The sequence below is a fragment of the Kribbella sp. NPDC056861 genome, assembly GCF_040687575.1.
Classification (GTDB): domain Bacteria; phylum Actinomycetota; class Actinomycetes; order Propionibacteriales; family Kribbellaceae; genus Kribbella.
The window spans coordinates 780,192-795,894 of record NZ_JBFBNQ010000004.1 but is presented as its reverse complement, the minus strand read 5'-3'; the positions used below and the strand labels follow the sequence as shown (position 1 = coordinate 795,894).

The following is a 15,703-nucleotide window of genomic DNA, read 5'->3' as shown; positions in this document are numbered from 1 at the left end:
ACAGATCAGGAGGTTCGGTCGATGAAGCCGGCCACGCCGTCCAGGTAGAGCTGCAGACCGAAGTCGAAGTCAGCTTCGTCCGCTTCGTCGAAGCTCGTGACCTCGTCGAAGACACCGGCCGCCATCACCTGAGCCAAGGCCGGCAGCTGCTGCGGATCGACGACGCGCGCCAGCGTCGCGCCGTACCGGGTGAAGGCCTCCGGGTTCTCGACGAAGCCGCTCGCCAGGTCGAGGCTCAGCCGGATCTCACCCTGCACATACGTCATCAGGCCCATCACGACGCCGACCTTGCCCTCCTCGCTCAGGCCGGTGTCCTTCAGCGCGCCGAGCGCCGAGTCGAACCAGGCCAGGTTGTTCGGACCAGCCGGCGGACCCGAGATCGGGAGCTTCGCGTACCAGCGGTGGCGGCGTACCGCGGTCAGTACGCCGTTCGCCCAGAAGGTCAGGCCGGTACGCCAATCGACATCCTCGGGCAACGGCTCGGGCCGCTCGAGCGCCGCGTCCGTCATCAAGGTGAGCAGGTCGTCCTTGCTCTTCACATGCCGGTAGAGCGCCATCGTCGAGTTACCGAGCCGCTCGGCGACGCGGGCCATCGAGACCGCCGCCAGCCCCTCTGCATCGGCGAGCTCGATCGCGGCAGAAGTGATGTCGCCGATCGACAGCGACGGCTTCGGCCCGCGCTTCGTGACGTCGCCGAGACCCCACATCAGCGCGACGTCGGCCGGCAGTTCAGGCTGCTCGCTCATCTCCACCGTCTCAGTCTAGAAACCCGTACTGCGTACCTGCTACGCTAATTAGCGTAGCTCATACGCAGTAAAGGGGAGCGTGATGATCGTCCAAGCCAGCGGCCTGCGGAAGTCGTACGGGCGCACCGAGGTACTCCGAGGCATCGACCTCGACGTGGAAGAAGGGTCCGTGCTCGCCCTGCTCGGCCCGAACGGCGCCGGCAAGACCACCATCGTGCGGATCCTGACCACGCTCAGCCGCCCGACCGCCGGTACGGCGACGATCGCCGGGTACGACGTGGTCCGCGAGCCCACCGAGGTTCGCGGGGTGATCAGCCTGACCGGGCAGAACACCGCGGTCGACGACAACCAGACCGGCCGGGAGAACCTCGTCATGGTCGGCCGGCTGATGCATCTCGGCCGGACTGTCGCGACCCGGCGCGCGGACGAGTTGCTCGAGCGATTCGAGCTGACCGCGGCGATGCGGCGACGGGCCAAGACATATTCGGGCGGCATGATGCGTCGCTTGGATCTCGCCATGAGTTTGATCGCCCGGCCGCGGGTGATCTTCCTCGACGAGCCGACCACCGGGCTCGATCCCGCCAGCCGGCTGACGATGTGGGATGCGATCGGCGAGCTCGTGCGTGACGGGACGACGATCGTGCTGACCACGCAGTACCTCGAGGAGGCGGACCGGCTCGCCGACCGGATCGTGCTGATCGACGACGGCCGGGTCACTGCTTCGGGGACGGCCGACAACCTCAAGGCCCAAGTCGGCGGCGAGCGCATCGAGCTGTACTTCGCTGATGAACCGTCCGCACTCAAAGCAGCCGCACTGCTGGAAGCAGCCGGGGAGGGCGGACTGGTTTCCGGTCCGCTGCTCAACCTGCCGTCGGACGGTAGCGCCGGCCATCTCCATCAAGTGCTCGATGCACTGCGCGATCACAACCTGCAGCCGGAGCGGGTGTCCTCGCATCGCCCGACCCTCGACGACGTCTTTCTCACGCTGACCGCCTAGGAGCTCCACAGATGACGACCCACCAGGGAATCGGCGCCGCCGTCAGCGATGTCGCGACGATGATCGGCCGGAGCGTCCGGTTGAGCCGGCGCAACGTCGACACGGTGTTCGTGTCGATGCTGTTGCCGTTGCTGATGATGGCGTTGTTCGTCTACGTTTTCGGCGGCGCGATCGACACCGGTACGCAGTACGTCAACTATGTCGTGCCGGGCATCCTGTTGCTGACCACCGGGTACGGCGCCGCGAGCACCGCGATGGCCGTCGCCGACGACATGACCACCGGGATGATCGACCGATTGCGGTCGCTCCCGATCCGCGGTTTCGCAGTACTCACCGGCCATGTCGCGGCGAGTGTGGCGCGCAATGCGGCCTCCACCGCGATCGTCGTTCTCGCCGCCCTCGCGATGGGCTTCCGGCCGAATGCCGGGCCGGCCGAATGGGTCGCCGCGATCAGCCTGTTGCTGCTCTATGTGATCGCCATGTCCTGGCTGGCCGCGGCGCTCGGCGTGATCGCCAAGTCGGTCGAATCGGCCAGCGCGCTGAGCTTCTTCATGTTGTTCCTGCCCTATCTCAGCAGCGCTTTCGTCCGGACCGAGACAATGCCGGGATTCCTGCAACCGATCAGCCGGCACCAGCCGATCACGCCGGTGATCGAAGCCGTCCGCAGCTTCCTGACCGGTACTCCGCTCGGCACGAACGGCTGGGTCGCGTTAACCTGGTGCGGTGGTCTGCTGGTCTTCTCCACAACACTCGCGAGCGTGCTCTACCGGCACCGGACAAGTCAATGAGACCTCAACAAATTGGGCGTTTGCGCAACCCCTGGGGCGACCGTTGGGCGCAGGGTTCGAACCGCTCAGCGGACGACGTGTTAAGAATCGCCGCGACACTGCGACCGTGACCCCTATTGGGGGATAAATTCGAGGTCCCCCCAACGTGTGGAGGTCCCACTCCCCCCGGGACCCGCACGGACGAATGCCCCGGTCATCGACCGGGGCATTCGTTTTTACCAAGGCCTTACGGACGCGAAAGTTTCTTCGCCGTAGCTGTCGAAATCGCCCACCTTGATCCGACGTACCAGTAAGAGCAGGAACCGGATCAAGGAGAGGGTCGGCATGTCCGAGAACAGCGCACACCAGATGATCGTCACCATGCTGGCCGAGGGAAACCCGGTCTGGTACGTCGCCGCCATGGTCAACATGCGCAGCCACGACGTCTACCTGATCGGCAAAGCCGCCGGGTACCCCGACAAGGCCAAACTGCGCCGCGCGGTGTGGGCGCGCAGACAAGTCCAGCAACTCGCCGCCTGATCCCTCGTGGGTTAGTTTCGCGGCATGGCTGACGCTGTGCGGGAGACGTTGCTGAAGGTCCACCGGGAGCGGAACGGCTGTCTGTTCACGCTGACCGTCGCCATCGAACCGGACCGCGGCGACCAGGCCGTCACCTTCACCGAGTTCTACGATTACGGACCGCTCGGCGACGACCCTGGCCGCGAGTACGGCTACAGCGTCCACGCCCCGTACGCCGCCCTGCCACTTCTCGCCGACGCCTACGCACCGACGTCGAGCGGCTCCCCCGAACACCGGCTGATCAGCGCGTTCCGGCTCCTGATCGAGCAGGGCCAACTCGGCGACGGCCAGCCGCTTCAGGCCAATCAGCAGTCCGTGCTCACCTGGTTCCAGCAGGCCGGTGTCGCCGCCACCACCAGCACCTGGTCCTGGATCAACTCCGACTGAACGCAGCGGTGCGAAGATACGCAGATGACCGATGGCGCAACGGGAACTCCACGCAATCCGGCCATCGTCGAGCTCCGCGCCCGCATCCGCGATCACTGGGACGAGTTCACGCCGGCCGCCCGCTCGGTCTGCCGCTCGCTGTCCGAAAGCACGCCTGAGCGGCTGCTCTACCTGTCGGCCCAGGAACTCGGGGTGGCGAGCAAGACCAGCAACGCGACCGTTATCCGGACACTGCAGGCACTCGGGTACGCCGGACTGGCTGAGCTGAAGGACCTGGTCGCGGCGCCGTTCACCACGGGTCAGCGCGAGGAGCGGCTGCGCAGCCGGATCGAGTCGACCGGCGGCGACCCCAAGCACGTCTGGGACCGGGTGATCGCCGAGACGATCGAACGGATCGAGCTCCTGAACGCGCACCTGGGGATGGACTCCTTCCAGGAGGCCGTCCGGCTGATGCTCAACGCGCGCGAGATCACGACCTATGGCTTTGGTGCGAACTATGTCGCCGCCGAACACCTGACCCTGAAGCTGCGGCGGCTCGGCCGGCGCAGCCGCTGCATCCAGACGGCCGGCTTCCGGCTGGCCGACGACCTGTTGGCGATCGAACGCGACGACGTCGTGATCGTGATCGCGCCCGGCCGGCTCGTGATCGACGCCGAGGTGGTGATCGACCGGGCCCGCGCGGTCGGCGCCGGGATCATTTTGCTGAGCGAGCAACACGTCGCCGAGCGACTGGCCGACGACGTCACCGTCGCGATCCACGTCCCCAACACCGTCACCGGCATCACCGCGGAGGTGCTCACCATCATCGTCACCACCGACGCCCTCGCGCAGGCGGTCGCGGCCGCCGATCCGGAGTACACGCTGGAATCGGCGCACACCCTGGAGACCTTGCGCCAGCAGCTGGGCTTCTGACGCCGCAGGTGTCTCGAATTGACACATCCGGCGTCCCGGAACCGCCGATAGCATCGACCCTGACCTGTCCCTCTCAACTCCCGGAGCGCTCCCGATGATCTTCATCACCGCCAAGTTCAAGGTCCAGGCCGACGACGCCGACAACTGGCCGGCCATCACCGCGGAGTTCACCGCCGCGACCCGCGCCGAGGCCGGCTGCCTGTGGTTCGACTGGTCCCGCAGCGTCGACGACCCGACGGAGTACGTCCTGGTCGAGGCCTTCGCGGACGACGACGCCGCGGGGGCGCACGTGAACTCCGCACACTTCAAGACCGCGCAGACCACGCTGCCGCCGCATCTGGTGGAGACGCCGCGGATCGTGAACTTCAAGCTCGATCAGTCGGAGTGGTCCGAGCTGGGCGAGCTGGCTGTTAAATCCTGAGGTCGCTTCTTCCAAGGCCCGGTCAGCGGTGCTGTGTCGAGTCAGCACCGCCGAGCCGGGTCAGCGGTACTGGCGCTTCTGTGCCTCCAGAATCGCCGCGACGAACTCATCGGGCAGCTGAACCACCTCGAGCCCGACCCCGAGGTCGGCAATCGCGTGCCCCTGCCACGAGTTGCCCCTCAGGTGCTTGACCGCGGCCTCGTCGCACACACAAAGGATGAGCCGCCGAGGCCGCGGCGGCAGCGACTGCGCGATCCAGTGCAGCTTGACCGCGTCATTGACCAGCTTGTACTTCTGCGCCACCTTGGCCGGCCCCTGATGCGCCCAGCACTCCACCAGCACCGTCTGCTCGGCATCGGCCCCGTTGATCTCGACCTTCGCACCACTGGGATGCACGATCCTGGTCGGCCGAAGTGTCACGCCCAGCCGCCGCCCGAGCGCCTCCAGCATCCGCCCCGCCGCAGCCCGCTGCTCGAACGAACTCCCCGCATCATGCGCCGCCTCAACAACCGCCGGCTCCTCGACCTCCGCCCCCGGCGCGATCGAGTTCACGATCTTCCCGTGCTCCCCCGGAACCCGAACGATCTGACCAGCGGCCTGCAGTTCGCGGCAGATCTGGTTGACGGTCTGCCGCAGATGAATCCCGGTCGCCTCGGCAAGCTCATCGTCATCCAACGGCCTGCTGCTCCCCCGCAACGCCTGCAGTATCCGCTCACGATTGCTCATCGCGATCAGTTCTCGCAGGCGACACCGTCGCCGTCCCGGTCCAGTTTGGACGAGTAGCCGGGTTCGCCGCGGTGGATCGGGGCGGCGCCGGCGGCTCGGACCTCGGAGCAGTTGGCGTAGTAGACCTCGGGCTTGGGTTCTGTGGTGGGTTTCGGCTTGGGCTTGGTGGATGGTTTCGGCTTCGGCTTGGGCTTGATCGTTGGCTTGATCGACACCTTGGGCTTCGGCTTGGTGGTGAGCTTGATGACCGGCTTCTTCACCGGTGGTTTGGCGATCGGCTTCTTGGCGGGTGGGATCGATACCAGGCCTACCGGCCGGGACGGGGCCGCGGTCGGCGTGACGGTGGGTTCGGTAGTTGGTTCAGGGCTTGGTTCGGTGCTTGTTTCGGTGGTCACCGTGGTGGTGACGGTGGTCTGCGATGCCGCCGTACCGGAGTCGGTGGTGGCGCCGCAGCCTGTTGCCAGGAAGCCGGCCGCGATGAGTGCGGCGCAGGCTTTCAGGGCAGCACGGTTTCTGTTCACTGTTCCCCCAAGCCGCCCTCGGTTCCCCCCGGGACGGCGTCGTCGTCGCTCGGGCCCCCACGGTCCGAGCGACCCCATGCCTACCAGTGGTTCATCACTCTCCGCGATGGTTCACGGCGATCTACTGGCCAGTCGTCCCTGTTTCGTTACCTAGCGCGATTCAGGGCTCCGGTACGACGACGGTGTTCTGGGCTGCGGCGATCTGCCATTCGCCGGCTTCTTTGGCGAGGAAGTAGACGGGGCTGCCGGTTTCCACCGGGAGTTCGGTGGTGGATCCGGGGCGGAGCGCGTACCTCTGGTTGACGTTGACGACCGCGATGTCTTGGCGGACGAAGAGGAGGTGGTCTGGGGTGTATGTCGCGTAGGAGTCCTTCGTCGCGCCGGGCAGCACGCGCCGGGTGAACTCGGCGATGGTGTCGCGACCGTAGAGCCGCTTGCCGTGGCCCGTCACCCACACCGCGTCTTCGCGGAAGAGCGCCAGGAAGGCGTCGGCGTCTTCTTTGCTTTGCGCTTCTTCCACTGTCGCTACCAGGGCGAGGATCGCGTCTACGTCGGCTGTGCTGGGGATCTGACCGGTGATGTCCATGGTGAGCAGCTTGGTAGTTCAACTTTGCTTGAGGTCAAGGGAGTTGGTGCCGGGGAGTGTTTGTTTGGAGTTTCGCCCCACCCGTACTCGCGTTGCGGGCCGGAGCGGCGTGCCCACCCGAGCTTGTGGCGGGGTCGGGTGGCTGCGGGGATGATGCTCGTGTCGCGGGGCTAGTTGGTGGTCGGCGCAGTTGTGCTGCCTCCGGCTCGGCGCCTTCGGTGACGTTGCTGGAGACGAGTTGGGGGTTGTCGAGGCGTGCGGAACCTGCGCTTCCACCTCGGATGTCGCGGAAGGCGACGAGCCCCGCAATAGCAGGACAGCCCGGTCGCAACCAGCCGCGCGACATGAGGTCGATCTGCGACCACGCGAAACGAGGGTCATCAGCAATCACGCCGCGCCGCAACGGGCTCGGGGTGGGCACGCCGCTCTAGCCCGCAACGCGAGTACGGGTGGGGCGACACCCCCGGACGGACCTAGCAGCAGCACAACCAAGCCGACCGCAACCGACCACGCGACACGAGGGTCATCAGCAAACACGCCGCGCCGCAACCGGCTCGGGTGGGCACGCCGCTCCAGCCCGCAACGCGAGTACGGGTGGGGCGACACCCCCGGCGCCCCCTGATAGCCGCAGACAAAAACATCGCCCAGGCCAAGTAGACCTGAGCGATGTCCCGATAGCCGCGCGACTGATCAGCGGCGACGGCCCCACTTGCTGGAGGCGCCGACGCCGGCGAGGTGGAGGGCGATGCAGAGCAGGCCGGCCATCAGGAGGGTCTGCGGGGTGAACGCGTCGCTGACCGTGGCGTCGGCCCAGTCGAGGATGAGCGCTAGCCCGAAGATGACGGCGGCGATGATGGCGAACATGTGTGGTTCTCCTGGCGTTGGGACGGGCGGGCAGGGGCTCGCGTGCTAAGCGAGAGGCGCTCATCTAACTGCCGCCGGAAGGCGCGCGCAAGGGGTCGCGATCATGACGAAAAGGAATGAGGATCGGACGCATGCGATCGACTCCGGATGGGCACAACGGACAGATTGTCGTCGCCTCGCTCAACACCCGGGGGATGCCGATCCGGGGGTCGCGGCTGGCTGCGCGGTACGCCGTGATCGGTGCCGCCTTCGAGGCCTCGGCGGCGCAGGTCGTCAACCTTCAGGAGGTACTGACCTACTACCACTTGCGGCTGCTCGTCAAGGCGATGCCGTCGTTTCGAGCCACCTATAGGCGGTCCGCGATCGGGCCGGCTGGTGGAGTGGTGACGTTCTCGCGAATGCCGGTGGAATCCGTTCTGTACAAGCGATTGCCGGCACCGCGTCGTACGGAATGGGCGTTGCGGTGGCGAGGGTTCTTGAAGGGCGCGTTGGTCAGTCGGGTGGACGGAGTCGCTGTCGTCAATGTGCATCTGCTGGCCAACACCGACGGGAGTTGGGCGGCGGACAATCGGTTCCATCCGATTCATCGGGCGCAGTTCGCGGCGCTCGCGCAGTTGGTCGCGGGGTTGCCCTCCCCTGTTGTGGTGACGGGGGACTTCAACATTCCGCGGCACAAGGCGTTGGTCGAGGAGTTCCTGGCCACGACGGGGTTGGCCGATGTGTTCGGCGGGGAGTGTCCGCCGACGTTTCACTCGGCTTATCTGCCGGCGGGGATGCGGTCGCAGTGCATCGACTTCCTGCTGACAGCCGGGCTGACTGCGGACGACGCTGAGGTGCTCTTTCCCAACGAGGTGGCGCCGGTTGGTTATGTCTCCGACCATCTCGGGTTGCAGGGGCGGCTGGTGAGGTCACTCCCAGACGGCTGAGGTGGGGTCGATTCCGTGGGCTTCGGCGTTGGCGAAGATGGTGTCGCGGAGCCAGGTGGACAGGCCGGGGGCGGTCTGTTCGTAGTACTCGGCGTAGCGGGGGTCGTCGGTGTAGCTGCGGGCGATGCAGGCGTGCATGGAGTGGGTGCAGTCGAAGTACGTGGTGAGGAGGGTGCGGTGGCGTTCGGCCAGGGCGTTGGCGTTTGGCGAACCTGGGGTGAGGCCGGCACTCATGGCGGCGGTCAGGTCGGCTTCCAGCGCTGTTGTCTTGGCCGCGATGTTGCTCCAATCGGCCGGCGCGAGAGCTGAGGTGCGTTCGGCGTACTGCGCCCACGCGGTGGTGTCGCCCCAGCGGCTCTCGGCTTCGTCGATCCACTCGGGGCGCCAACTGGTGCCGAAGATCTCGATCTGCTCGGCGGGCGACAGCTGGATCCCGGAGGTTGTTGCCTTGAGCATCCGATCGACCGAGGACACCATCGCCTGCAGGTGGTTGATGCGCTCGGTGAGCTCGGCTCGCTGGCGGCGGAGATGGCTGGGCGCGTCCACGGCCGGATCGTCGAGGAGCTTGCCGATCTCGGCCAGCGGGAAGCCGAGCTCGCGGTAGACGAGGACCTGGTGGAGGCGCGCGACGTCGGCAGCGGAGTACACGCGGTAGTCCGAGCGGGTCCGGCCGCTCGGGCGGACGAGTCCGATCGCGTCCCAGTGGTGCAGCGTCCGGACGCTGACACCGACGAGATCGGCGGTCCGCCCGACGGTCAGATCCTCGTTCACCCGTACTACGGTACGTCGATCCCCATCGCCCGGAGATTGGCCGCCTCGGCGCTGTCCGGGTCGAGCGGGCGGGCCGCTGTCATCACCACCCGGGTGTTCTCCGGCGTGGTGATCGTCAGCTCGAGCGAGTTCCACGGCATCACGCGTGGTTCGGTGGTCGAACCTTGCCGCAACTCCTCGCACCGCGTCCTGAGGTCGTCGATCTGGCTGGGCACGCAGGCGAAACTCACACTCATCGACGCCGGCTCGGCAAGCTCCTCAGCTGGTACCAGCAGTACGTCCTGGAAGGCCCAGCGCCGGAGGTGAACCAGCTGTCCGGGGACCGAGAAGAGGTCGATGAAGCCGAGGCCGTGGATCCAGAAGTCCTTCGACGCCTCCAGCTCGGGCGTCGGGACGATCACGAACATCGGCATGCCGTAGTACCCGCGATAGATGTCGGGCGCCACCGCGTCGAGGGCCGGCAGCGGTACTGGTCCCATCAATTCGTTCATGGGACCAGTACCGACCCTCACGTCGCGTCAGGGTCAAACCGAGGACGCCACCCCGAAGGCGACCGAGCGGAGGATCAGCGCCGCGAAGAAGACCAGCGTGAAGGCCAGGTCGAAGGCGATCCCACCGGCCCGGATCGGCTTGATCCGGCGCCGTACCGGCTCGAGCACCGGCTCGGTCAATTTGTGCATGAACGCCCGCGCCTTCGCGACCCCGTCGGACCTCCCGCCGGCCACGCCGATCCAGTCCAGCACCATCCGCACGATCAGGACCAGGATGAAGGCCGTCAACGCGTACCCGACCAGTGCAGCAAGCAGGCTCATATGTGACTCCCTCTGTTGCGTCTTGCCAGTATCAACGAAGCAAGCAGGCCGCAAATGTCCGAATCGCCAAGTTCTTAGCCGACTATCAGGCGCCGTGCGAGCGGTCAGTACAGTCGACAGCGTGACCGAGATCCCGCAGGGCCTGCTCGAACTGCCCTACCAGCCGAGCCCGTGCTTCATCGCGACCACGATGCCCGACGGGTCACCGCACCTCACCCAGACCTGGGTCGACACCGACGGCGAGCACATCGTGATCAACACCGTCGAGGGCTACCGCAAACTCAAGAACGTCGAGCTCGACCCACGGGTGTCGGTCAGCATCACCGATCCGGACGACACCTCGCGCTACTACTCGGTTCGCGGGCGGGTCACCGGGATCACGAGCGACGGCGGGGCTGAGGGGATCGAGAAGCTCGCGCAGAAGTACAGCGGCGCGCCGTACGCGTGGTACGGCGGGCGGGACCAGGTGCGGGTGGTGCTGACCATCACGGTCGACAAGGTCATCCACGCACCCTGGTGAGCTGATGGCAGGTTGCTGCCATCACGGACCGAGATGCTTCGCTCACTGCACGCTGTCGGCATGACGACCAACATTCTGCGTTCCAGTCGCCTGATCATGGCTGCTGCTGCCCTGTTGGCAGCCGGTCTGAGTACACCCGCCCTCGCCGCTCCGGTCCCCGGCGACGAGAGCACCCCTGGACAACCGGTAGGCACTCCCGGGCCGGTGCAGCCCGGGTACGTGAGGGTCGAGACCACCGATGCCGCCGCCCGTCCCGCACCGCGCGATGTGCAGGACGAGTGCAAGGTCGGCGGGATCCTCTGCGGCGTCATCTACAACCCGAACTACGACGGCATCCCGTTCGGCATCATCCACAGCTGGGGCGAGGGCTACTCGCGGATCCTGCAGAAGGGGCAGCGCTCCAAGGTCTACTGGGCCGACACCGACGGTTTCTACGTCGGCGCCGGCGCCTGTGCTCGGTGGGGCGTGTACACGCCGGATCCCAACGGCGGCTTCTACTGGCGCGACTACTTCTACAACGGGCCGGTCAACGTGAAGGTCTTCGACTACATCTACGACCACCACGTCACCGCGTGGAACCGCCGCTGCTGACTGCGCGCAACCTCAAGCGCACGGCTGAGTGATCAGACGCGAACCATCGAGTCCGCACGCATGTAGCCGACACCGCCGCCACCGAGGGCAACGATGTTCCAGTAGTAGCCATCGTTGATGGTGTAGGTGCAGTAGTCGCCGACGATGTCCCCACGCTGCTTGGTCTTGATCAGGTAGTTCGGGTTCTGCTGCGGGGAGTTGTAGACGCCGGCCACGTTCCAGACGATCCGGTAGTGACAGCCCGCCGCCGAGGCGGGGGCGGAGAAGGCGACCAGCGATCCCGCGAGGGAGGCCAGGCCGACCAGAGTGCACGCGGCTTTGCGGATCATTCGAGCTCCTGATGATGGGGGCGGATGGCAACGTCCGAGTCTGTACTCCGGGGTGTCGCACGGTCCAGCCGGATCGGCGCGGCCGGTTTGGGGAGTTGCTTCAGCAGATCGAGGAAGGCCCGGGCCCGATGGCCCGGGCCTTCGTTGTTCGACGGGTGGTCGTGGCTGGCTTTTTAGGTAAGGGTTGCCTAATATGCCCGAGGGTCTCCGCGTCGTTGGAGCGCGGCCTGATCACCGGTGACGAAGACGTAGAGGAAGAGCGAACCCATGACCACGACACCCCTGAGACGGCGCGGCGCAGCCCTGACCGCCACGGTCCTGAGCCTCACGCTCGTCCTCACCGCCTGCGGCAGCGGCGACGACAAGGCCGGCGACAAGACGGCCGATGCCGCCGCCGAGACCCACACCGTCACCGCCGGCAACGGCGCCATCCAGGTCCCCGGCGCCCCGCAGCGGGTCGTCACGATCGGCAACACCGACCTGCCGTTCATCGACATGGGTGGCCAGCCGGTGGGCGTCACCGGGGTGGCCGACTCCGAGCTCGCCTTGTTGCCGCAGGAGCAGCAGGCAACGTTCAAGAAGGCCACGAACCTCGGCGACGAGGTGGACCTGGAGAAGGTGGCCGGCCTGAAGCCGGACCTCATCCTGGTCCAGATTCCCGACACCGAGTTCAAGAAGATCGAGAAGCAGCTCACCACGATCGCCCCGACCGTCTTCTGGGGCCTCGACACCGAGTGGAAGGCACTCGCCGAGGGGCTCGCCGACGCCGGCAACGTGAAGGACGCGCTGAACCGGCAGAAGGGGGACTTCGAGGGCAACGTCGCCAAGATGAAGCAGACCTACGCCGACGTGATCAAGAGCACCAAGTTCGTCAACCTCGACCGCTACTCGAACTCCGATCCCGGGACCTACGTCATCGGCGACATCGGCTGCGTCGAGATCGCCCAGGACGACGTCGGCCTGAACTTCCCCAAGGCGCCCGCCGGCAAGGACCCGCTGGCCTACGCGTCCCTGCCGTTCGAGCAGCTCACGAAGCTTTCGCAGTACGACGTGATCACCTATCCCGCCGACGCCGCGGGCCAGCCGACCCAGGTCTTCGCGCCGGTCGTCGCCACCAACACCTGGAAGGCGCTGCCGGCCGTGACGTCCGGTCGTGCGCTCGGCGTCTTCTGCCCCGGTAACAACTCGTACGGCGCCGTCCTGCGCTACCTGGACTCGCTCGACAAGGCTCTGGCCACTCTTCCCGCCAAGAAGTGACTGCTCTCACCCTGCGCCGACCCGCCGATCCGGGCACCGTGAAGGTGTCCGGATCGCGTCGTCGTCTGATCGGCCTGGTCATCGCGCTCGTGGTGCTGCTGGCGTTGCTGGTGGCGAGCGTGATGATCGGGTCGACAGCCATCACTCCCACGGTGGTGTGGGATGCCCTGTTCCATCCGTCGGACGACATCGATCAGTACGCGATCCGGGACTTCCGGTTGCCGCGCACCATCGTCGGGCTGGTCGTGGGTACGGCGCTGGGGGTCGCCGGGGCGTTGATCCAGGCGCTCAGCCGCAATCCACTGGCCGATCCGGGCATCCTCGGCGTGAACGCGGGCGCCTCCTTCGCCGTGACGGTCGCCGTCGGGCTGCTCGGCGTCCGCGACATCCAGAGCTACATGTGGTTCGCCTTCGCCGGAGCGCTGATCGTCACCTTGATGGTGCTCGCTCTCGGGTCGACCCGGCGCGGCCAGTCGCCGGTGATGATGGTGCTCGCCGGGGTCTGTGTCGGCGCGGTGCTCGGTGGCGCTGGTTCGGCCCTCGAGCTGACCAACCCGGACGCCTTCGACGCGATGCGGTCCTGGAACGCCGGTTCGATCGTGAGCCGTCCGCTCGACCTGGTGTGGCCGATCCTGCCGTTCTTCGCGGTCGGGCTCCTGCTGGCCTTCGCGGTGTCGGGCCCGCTCAACGCGATGGCCCTCGGTGACGAACTGGCCGTCGCGCAAGGCGTCCAGCTGGTCCGTACCCGGATCCTCGCGATCATCGCGCTGACCCTGCTGGCCGGCGGCGCCACCGCGATCGCCGGGCCGATCGGCTTCGTCGGGCTGATGGTCCCGCACGTCGCGCGCTGGATCGTCGGCCCGCACCAGCGCTGGATCTTCGCCTACAGCGTGCTGCTGGCTCCGAGTCTGCTGCTGGCCTCCGACATTCTCGGGCGGGTCGTGATGCGGCCGGGCGAAATCCCCGTGGGCATCGTCACCGCCTTCGTCGGCGCCCCGGTGCTGATCGCGCTGGTACGGCAGAAGAAGGCGAGTGGGCTGTGAGCGTACGGAGTGGACTCGATCCGCGCGTGGACTTCGGGCGACAGGTCCTGGTACTGCGGCACCGACGCTTCGCAGTACGGCTCGAATGGCGCTCGGTCATCATCTGCGCGGTCCTCACGCTGGCGGTCGCCGGTACGGCGGTGCTCGCGCTGATGACCGGCTCGTACCAGCTCAGCCCGGGACAGGTGGTCTCGGCGCTGACCGGTGGAACCACCGGCCTCGTCCACGACATTGTGGTCGAGTGGCGGCTGCCCCGCGTGGTGGCGGCGCTGGTGTTCGGCGCCGCGCTGGGGGTGAGCGGAGCGGTCTTCCAGTCGACGCTGCGCAACCCGCTCGCCGACCCCGGCATCATCGGCTTCTCCCAGGGCTCCTACACCGGCGCGCTGATCGTGATCTTGGTTGTCAACGGCACCTATTGGCAGCTGGTCGGCGGCGCGCTGATCGGCGGAATCGCGACTGCCGTCGCCGTGTACCTGCTCGCCTACCGGCGAGGTGTGCAGGGGTTCCGCCTGATCATCGTGGGCATCGGCATCTCGTCGATGCTCGGCTCGATCAACACCTGGCTGATCCTCAAGGCCGATCTGGATCAGGCGATGGCCGCCGCGACCTGGGGTGCCGGGTCACTCAACGGCGTCTCCTGGAACCAGGTCGCCATCGGCGGCGCCTGCATCGCCGTACTCCTGCTGCTGGCAGCGATGTCGAGCCGGCCGATGCGGCAACTCGAGCTGGGTGACGACGCGGCCGCTGCCCAGGGAGTGCGGGTCTCGGTGGCTCGTCTCGGGCTGATCGTGCTGGGGGTGGCGTTGACCGCGACGGTCACCGCCGCGTCGGGCCCGATCGCGTTCATCTCGCTGGTCGCGCCGCAGATCGGACGCCGGCTCACCCGCAGCGCGGGGATCACCCTCGCTCCCGCCGCCCTGGTCGGCGCGTTGCTCTGTCTGGCGGCGGACTACATCGCCCAGCACGTCGCCCCCACGCCGTTGCCGGTCGGCATCATCACCGTCATCCTCGGCGGTGGGTACCTCGGCTGGCTGCTGATCACCGAAGCCAGGAGACGTCTTTGAGCACCCACCTCAGCAGCAACGATCTGGCGGCAACGGGAGACGCATCCACGTCGACTCCGGCCGCCAGCGGCTCACGGCTCCACGTGGAATCGGCGACGATCGGCTACGACAAGCGCGTCATCTCCCGGGAACTCTCGGTGGCGATCCCCGACGAGTCGTTCACCGTGATCGTGGGCCCGAACGCGTGCGGCAAGTCGACCCTGCTCCGCGGCCTGTCCCGGCTGCTGAAACCGTCGGCCGGGCAGGTCGTTCTCGATGGCGCCGACATCAACTCCTTCAAGACCAAGGAGGTGGCGCGGCGGGTCGGGCTGTTGCCGCAGAGCTCCATCGCTCCGGACGGCATCACCGTGGCCGACCTGGTGGCCCGAGGCCGCTATCCGCATCAGGGATTCGCCCGGCAGTGGACGGAGGCCGACGAGCAGGCCGTAGTACGGGCGATGGACCAGACCGCGGTCACCGACCTGTCCGGCCGGCTGGTGGACGAGTTGTCGGGTGGTCAGCGCCAGCGGGTCTGGGTGGCGATGGCGCTTGCGCAGCACACCGACATCATGCTGCTCGACGAGCCGACCACCTTCCTCGACATCACCCATCAGATCGAGCTGATGGAGCTTTTCACCGACCTGCATTACGTCGGCCACACCTTGGTCGCCGTACTGCACGACCTCAACCAGGCCGCCCGCTACGGCACCCACCTGATCGCCATGAAGGACGGCCACATCGTCGCCGAAGGCCCGCCGGCCGAGATCGTGACCGCCGACCTCGTGCACGAGGTCTTCGGACTGCGCTGCCTCGTCGTACCGGATCCGGTCGCCGGTACCCCGTCGGTCGTGCCCTTGGGCCGGGAGCGCCCGTCGGCGGCGCCCACCACCGAACCGCGATGACTC

22 protein-coding genes are annotated in these 15,703 nt (G+C 67.1%); 13 read left to right on the top strand and 9 right to left on the bottom strand.

Annotated elements, in window-relative coordinates; genetic code table 11:
* Nucleotides 1–5 precede the first annotated feature (5 nt).
* Nucleotides 6–746, bottom strand: coding sequence for a TetR/AcrR family transcriptional regulator (locus AB0P21_RS23300; protein WP_363699485.1), 741 nt, complete (start codon nucleotides 744–746; stop codon nucleotides 6–8).
* 82 nt (nucleotides 747–828) lie between these two features.
* Between AB0P21_RS23300 and AB0P21_RS23295 the strand changes: the two genes are divergently transcribed.
* The 6 genes from AB0P21_RS23295 to AB0P21_RS23270 all read left to right on the top strand — a co-directional run bounded on the left by AB0P21_RS23295 (nucleotide 829) and on the right by AB0P21_RS23270 (nucleotide 4,809).
* Nucleotides 829–1,743 carry an ATP-binding cassette domain-containing protein gene (locus AB0P21_RS23295; protein WP_363699236.1) on the top strand — a complete coding sequence of 305 codons (915 nt, stop codon included), beginning with the start codon at nucleotides 829–831 and terminating at the stop codon, nucleotides 1,741–1,743.
* An 11-nt stretch (nucleotides 1,744–1,754) separates the two neighbouring features.
* A complete protein-coding gene (locus AB0P21_RS23290; protein ID WP_363699235.1) occupies nucleotides 1,755–2,531 on the top strand; it encodes an ABC transporter permease in 777 nt (258 codons plus the stop codon).
* A 324-nt stretch (nucleotides 2,532–2,855) separates the two neighbouring features.
* Nucleotides 2,856–3,050, top strand: coding sequence for a hypothetical protein (locus AB0P21_RS23285; RefSeq protein ID WP_363699234.1), 195 nt, complete (start codon nucleotides 2,856–2,858; stop codon nucleotides 3,048–3,050).
* Between the two features lie 24 nt (nucleotides 3,051–3,074).
* The gene (locus AB0P21_RS23280) at nucleotides 3,075–3,476 is read left to right on the top strand and encodes a hypothetical protein (RefSeq protein WP_363699233.1); all 402 of its coding nucleotides are present in this window, start codon (nucleotides 3,075–3,077) and stop codon (nucleotides 3,474–3,476) included.
* 24 nt (nucleotides 3,477–3,500) lie between these two features.
* Nucleotides 3,501–4,388: a MurR/RpiR family transcriptional regulator gene (locus AB0P21_RS23275; protein WP_363699232.1), complete on the top strand. Its 888-nt coding sequence runs from the start codon at nucleotides 3,501–3,503 to the stop codon at nucleotides 4,386–4,388.
* A 94-nt stretch (nucleotides 4,389–4,482) separates the two neighbouring features.
* Nucleotides 4,483–4,809 carry a putative quinol monooxygenase gene (locus AB0P21_RS23270; protein ID WP_363699231.1) on the top strand — a complete coding sequence of 109 codons (327 nt, stop codon included), beginning with the start codon at nucleotides 4,483–4,485 and terminating at the stop codon, nucleotides 4,807–4,809.
* Nucleotides 4,810–4,869: 60 nt separating this feature from the next.
* Here AB0P21_RS23270 and AB0P21_RS23265 read toward each other — a convergent pair whose 3' ends face one another.
* The 4 genes from AB0P21_RS23265 to AB0P21_RS23250 form a co-directional block, all read right to left on the bottom strand.
* Complete coding sequence (locus AB0P21_RS23265) at nucleotides 4,870–5,535, bottom strand: hypothetical protein (RefSeq protein WP_363699230.1); 666 nt, start codon at nucleotides 5,533–5,535, stop codon at nucleotides 4,870–4,872.
* A 5-nt stretch (nucleotides 5,536–5,540) separates the two neighbouring features.
* Nucleotides 5,541–6,056: an excalibur calcium-binding domain-containing protein gene (locus tag AB0P21_RS23260; protein WP_363699229.1), complete on the bottom strand. Its 516-nt coding sequence runs from the start codon at nucleotides 6,054–6,056 to the stop codon at nucleotides 5,541–5,543.
* A gap of 160 nt (nucleotides 6,057–6,216) precedes the next feature.
* Nucleotides 6,217–6,642: an SgcJ/EcaC family oxidoreductase gene (locus tag AB0P21_RS23255; RefSeq protein ID WP_363699228.1), complete on the bottom strand. Its 426-nt coding sequence runs from the start codon at nucleotides 6,640–6,642 to the stop codon at nucleotides 6,217–6,219.
* A 690-nt stretch (nucleotides 6,643–7,332) separates the two neighbouring features.
* Nucleotides 7,333–7,506, bottom strand: a complete 174-nt coding sequence (locus tag AB0P21_RS23250) for a hypothetical protein (RefSeq protein ID WP_363699227.1) — start codon at nucleotides 7,504–7,506, stop codon at nucleotides 7,333–7,335.
* Nucleotides 7,507–7,637: 131 nt separating this feature from the next.
* On the opposite strand from AB0P21_RS23250, the gene AB0P21_RS23245 reads away from it, so the two are divergent.
* Nucleotides 7,638–8,432 carry an endonuclease/exonuclease/phosphatase family protein gene (locus AB0P21_RS23245; RefSeq protein ID WP_363699226.1) on the top strand — a complete coding sequence of 265 codons (795 nt, stop codon included), beginning with the start codon at nucleotides 7,638–7,640 and terminating at the stop codon, nucleotides 8,430–8,432.
* Here the strand turns inward: AB0P21_RS23245 and AB0P21_RS23240 are convergent.
* The 3 genes from AB0P21_RS23240 to AB0P21_RS23230 are packed head-to-tail and all read right to left on the bottom strand — an operon-like array spanning nucleotide 8,415 to nucleotide 10,015.
* Complete coding sequence (locus AB0P21_RS23240) at nucleotides 8,415–9,203, bottom strand: MerR family transcriptional regulator (RefSeq protein ID WP_363699225.1); 789 nt, start codon at nucleotides 9,201–9,203, stop codon at nucleotides 8,415–8,417. The two genes, AB0P21_RS23245 and AB0P21_RS23240, sit on opposite strands and share 18 nt — an antisense overlap.
* Nucleotides 9,204–9,208: 5 nt before the next feature.
* The gene (locus AB0P21_RS23235) at nucleotides 9,209–9,694 is read right to left on the bottom strand and encodes a VOC family protein (RefSeq protein WP_363699224.1); all 486 of its coding nucleotides are present in this window, start codon (nucleotides 9,692–9,694) and stop codon (nucleotides 9,209–9,211) included.
* A 33-nt stretch (nucleotides 9,695–9,727) separates the two neighbouring features.
* Nucleotides 9,728–10,015 carry a YggT family protein gene (locus AB0P21_RS23230; RefSeq protein ID WP_363699223.1) on the bottom strand — a complete coding sequence of 96 codons (288 nt, stop codon included), beginning with the start codon at nucleotides 10,013–10,015 and terminating at the stop codon, nucleotides 9,728–9,730.
* A gap of 121 nt (nucleotides 10,016–10,136) precedes the next feature.
* Here AB0P21_RS23230 and AB0P21_RS23225 point away from each other — a divergent pair, with 121 nt between their 5' ends.
* Nucleotides 10,137–10,535 (top strand): PPOX class F420-dependent oxidoreductase, encoded by a 399-nt coding sequence (locus tag AB0P21_RS23225; RefSeq protein WP_363699222.1) that lies wholly within the window; start codon nucleotides 10,137–10,139, stop codon nucleotides 10,533–10,535.
* Nucleotides 10,536–10,595: 60 nt separating this feature from the next.
* Nucleotides 10,596–11,126 carry a hypothetical protein gene (locus AB0P21_RS23220; protein ID WP_363699221.1) on the top strand — a complete coding sequence of 177 codons (531 nt, stop codon included), beginning with the start codon at nucleotides 10,596–10,598 and terminating at the stop codon, nucleotides 11,124–11,126.
* 32 nt (nucleotides 11,127–11,158) lie between these two features.
* Here AB0P21_RS23220 and AB0P21_RS23215 read toward each other — a convergent pair whose 3' ends face one another.
* Nucleotides 11,159–11,455 (bottom strand): hypothetical protein, encoded by a 297-nt coding sequence (locus tag AB0P21_RS23215; protein WP_363699220.1) that lies wholly within the window; start codon nucleotides 11,453–11,455, stop codon nucleotides 11,159–11,161.
* 267 nt (nucleotides 11,456–11,722) lie between these two features.
* Between AB0P21_RS23215 and AB0P21_RS23210 the strand changes: the two genes are divergently transcribed.
* The 4 genes from AB0P21_RS23210 (at nucleotide 11,723) to AB0P21_RS23195 (ending at nucleotide 15,700) form a co-directional block, all read left to right on the top strand.
* A complete protein-coding gene (locus AB0P21_RS23210; RefSeq protein ID WP_363699219.1) occupies nucleotides 11,723–12,712 on the top strand; it encodes an ABC transporter substrate-binding protein in 990 nt (329 codons plus the stop codon).
* Nucleotides 12,709–13,755, top strand: coding sequence for an iron chelate uptake ABC transporter family permease subunit (locus tag AB0P21_RS23205; RefSeq protein ID WP_363699218.1), 1,047 nt, complete (start codon nucleotides 12,709–12,711; stop codon nucleotides 13,753–13,755). Before AB0P21_RS23210 ends, AB0P21_RS23205 begins: the two co-directional genes overlap by 4 nt.
* Nucleotides 13,752–14,819, top strand: coding sequence for an iron chelate uptake ABC transporter family permease subunit (locus AB0P21_RS23200; protein ID WP_363699217.1), 1,068 nt, complete (start codon nucleotides 13,752–13,754; stop codon nucleotides 14,817–14,819). The genes AB0P21_RS23205 and AB0P21_RS23200 overlap by 4 nt, the downstream gene beginning before the upstream one ends.
* A gap of 83 nt (nucleotides 14,820–14,902) precedes the next feature.
* Nucleotides 14,903–15,700 (top strand): ABC transporter ATP-binding protein, encoded by a 798-nt coding sequence (locus AB0P21_RS23195; RefSeq protein ID WP_363699484.1) that lies wholly within the window; start codon nucleotides 14,903–14,905, stop codon nucleotides 15,698–15,700.
* The last annotated feature ends 3 nt before the right edge of the window (nucleotides 15,701–15,703 follow it).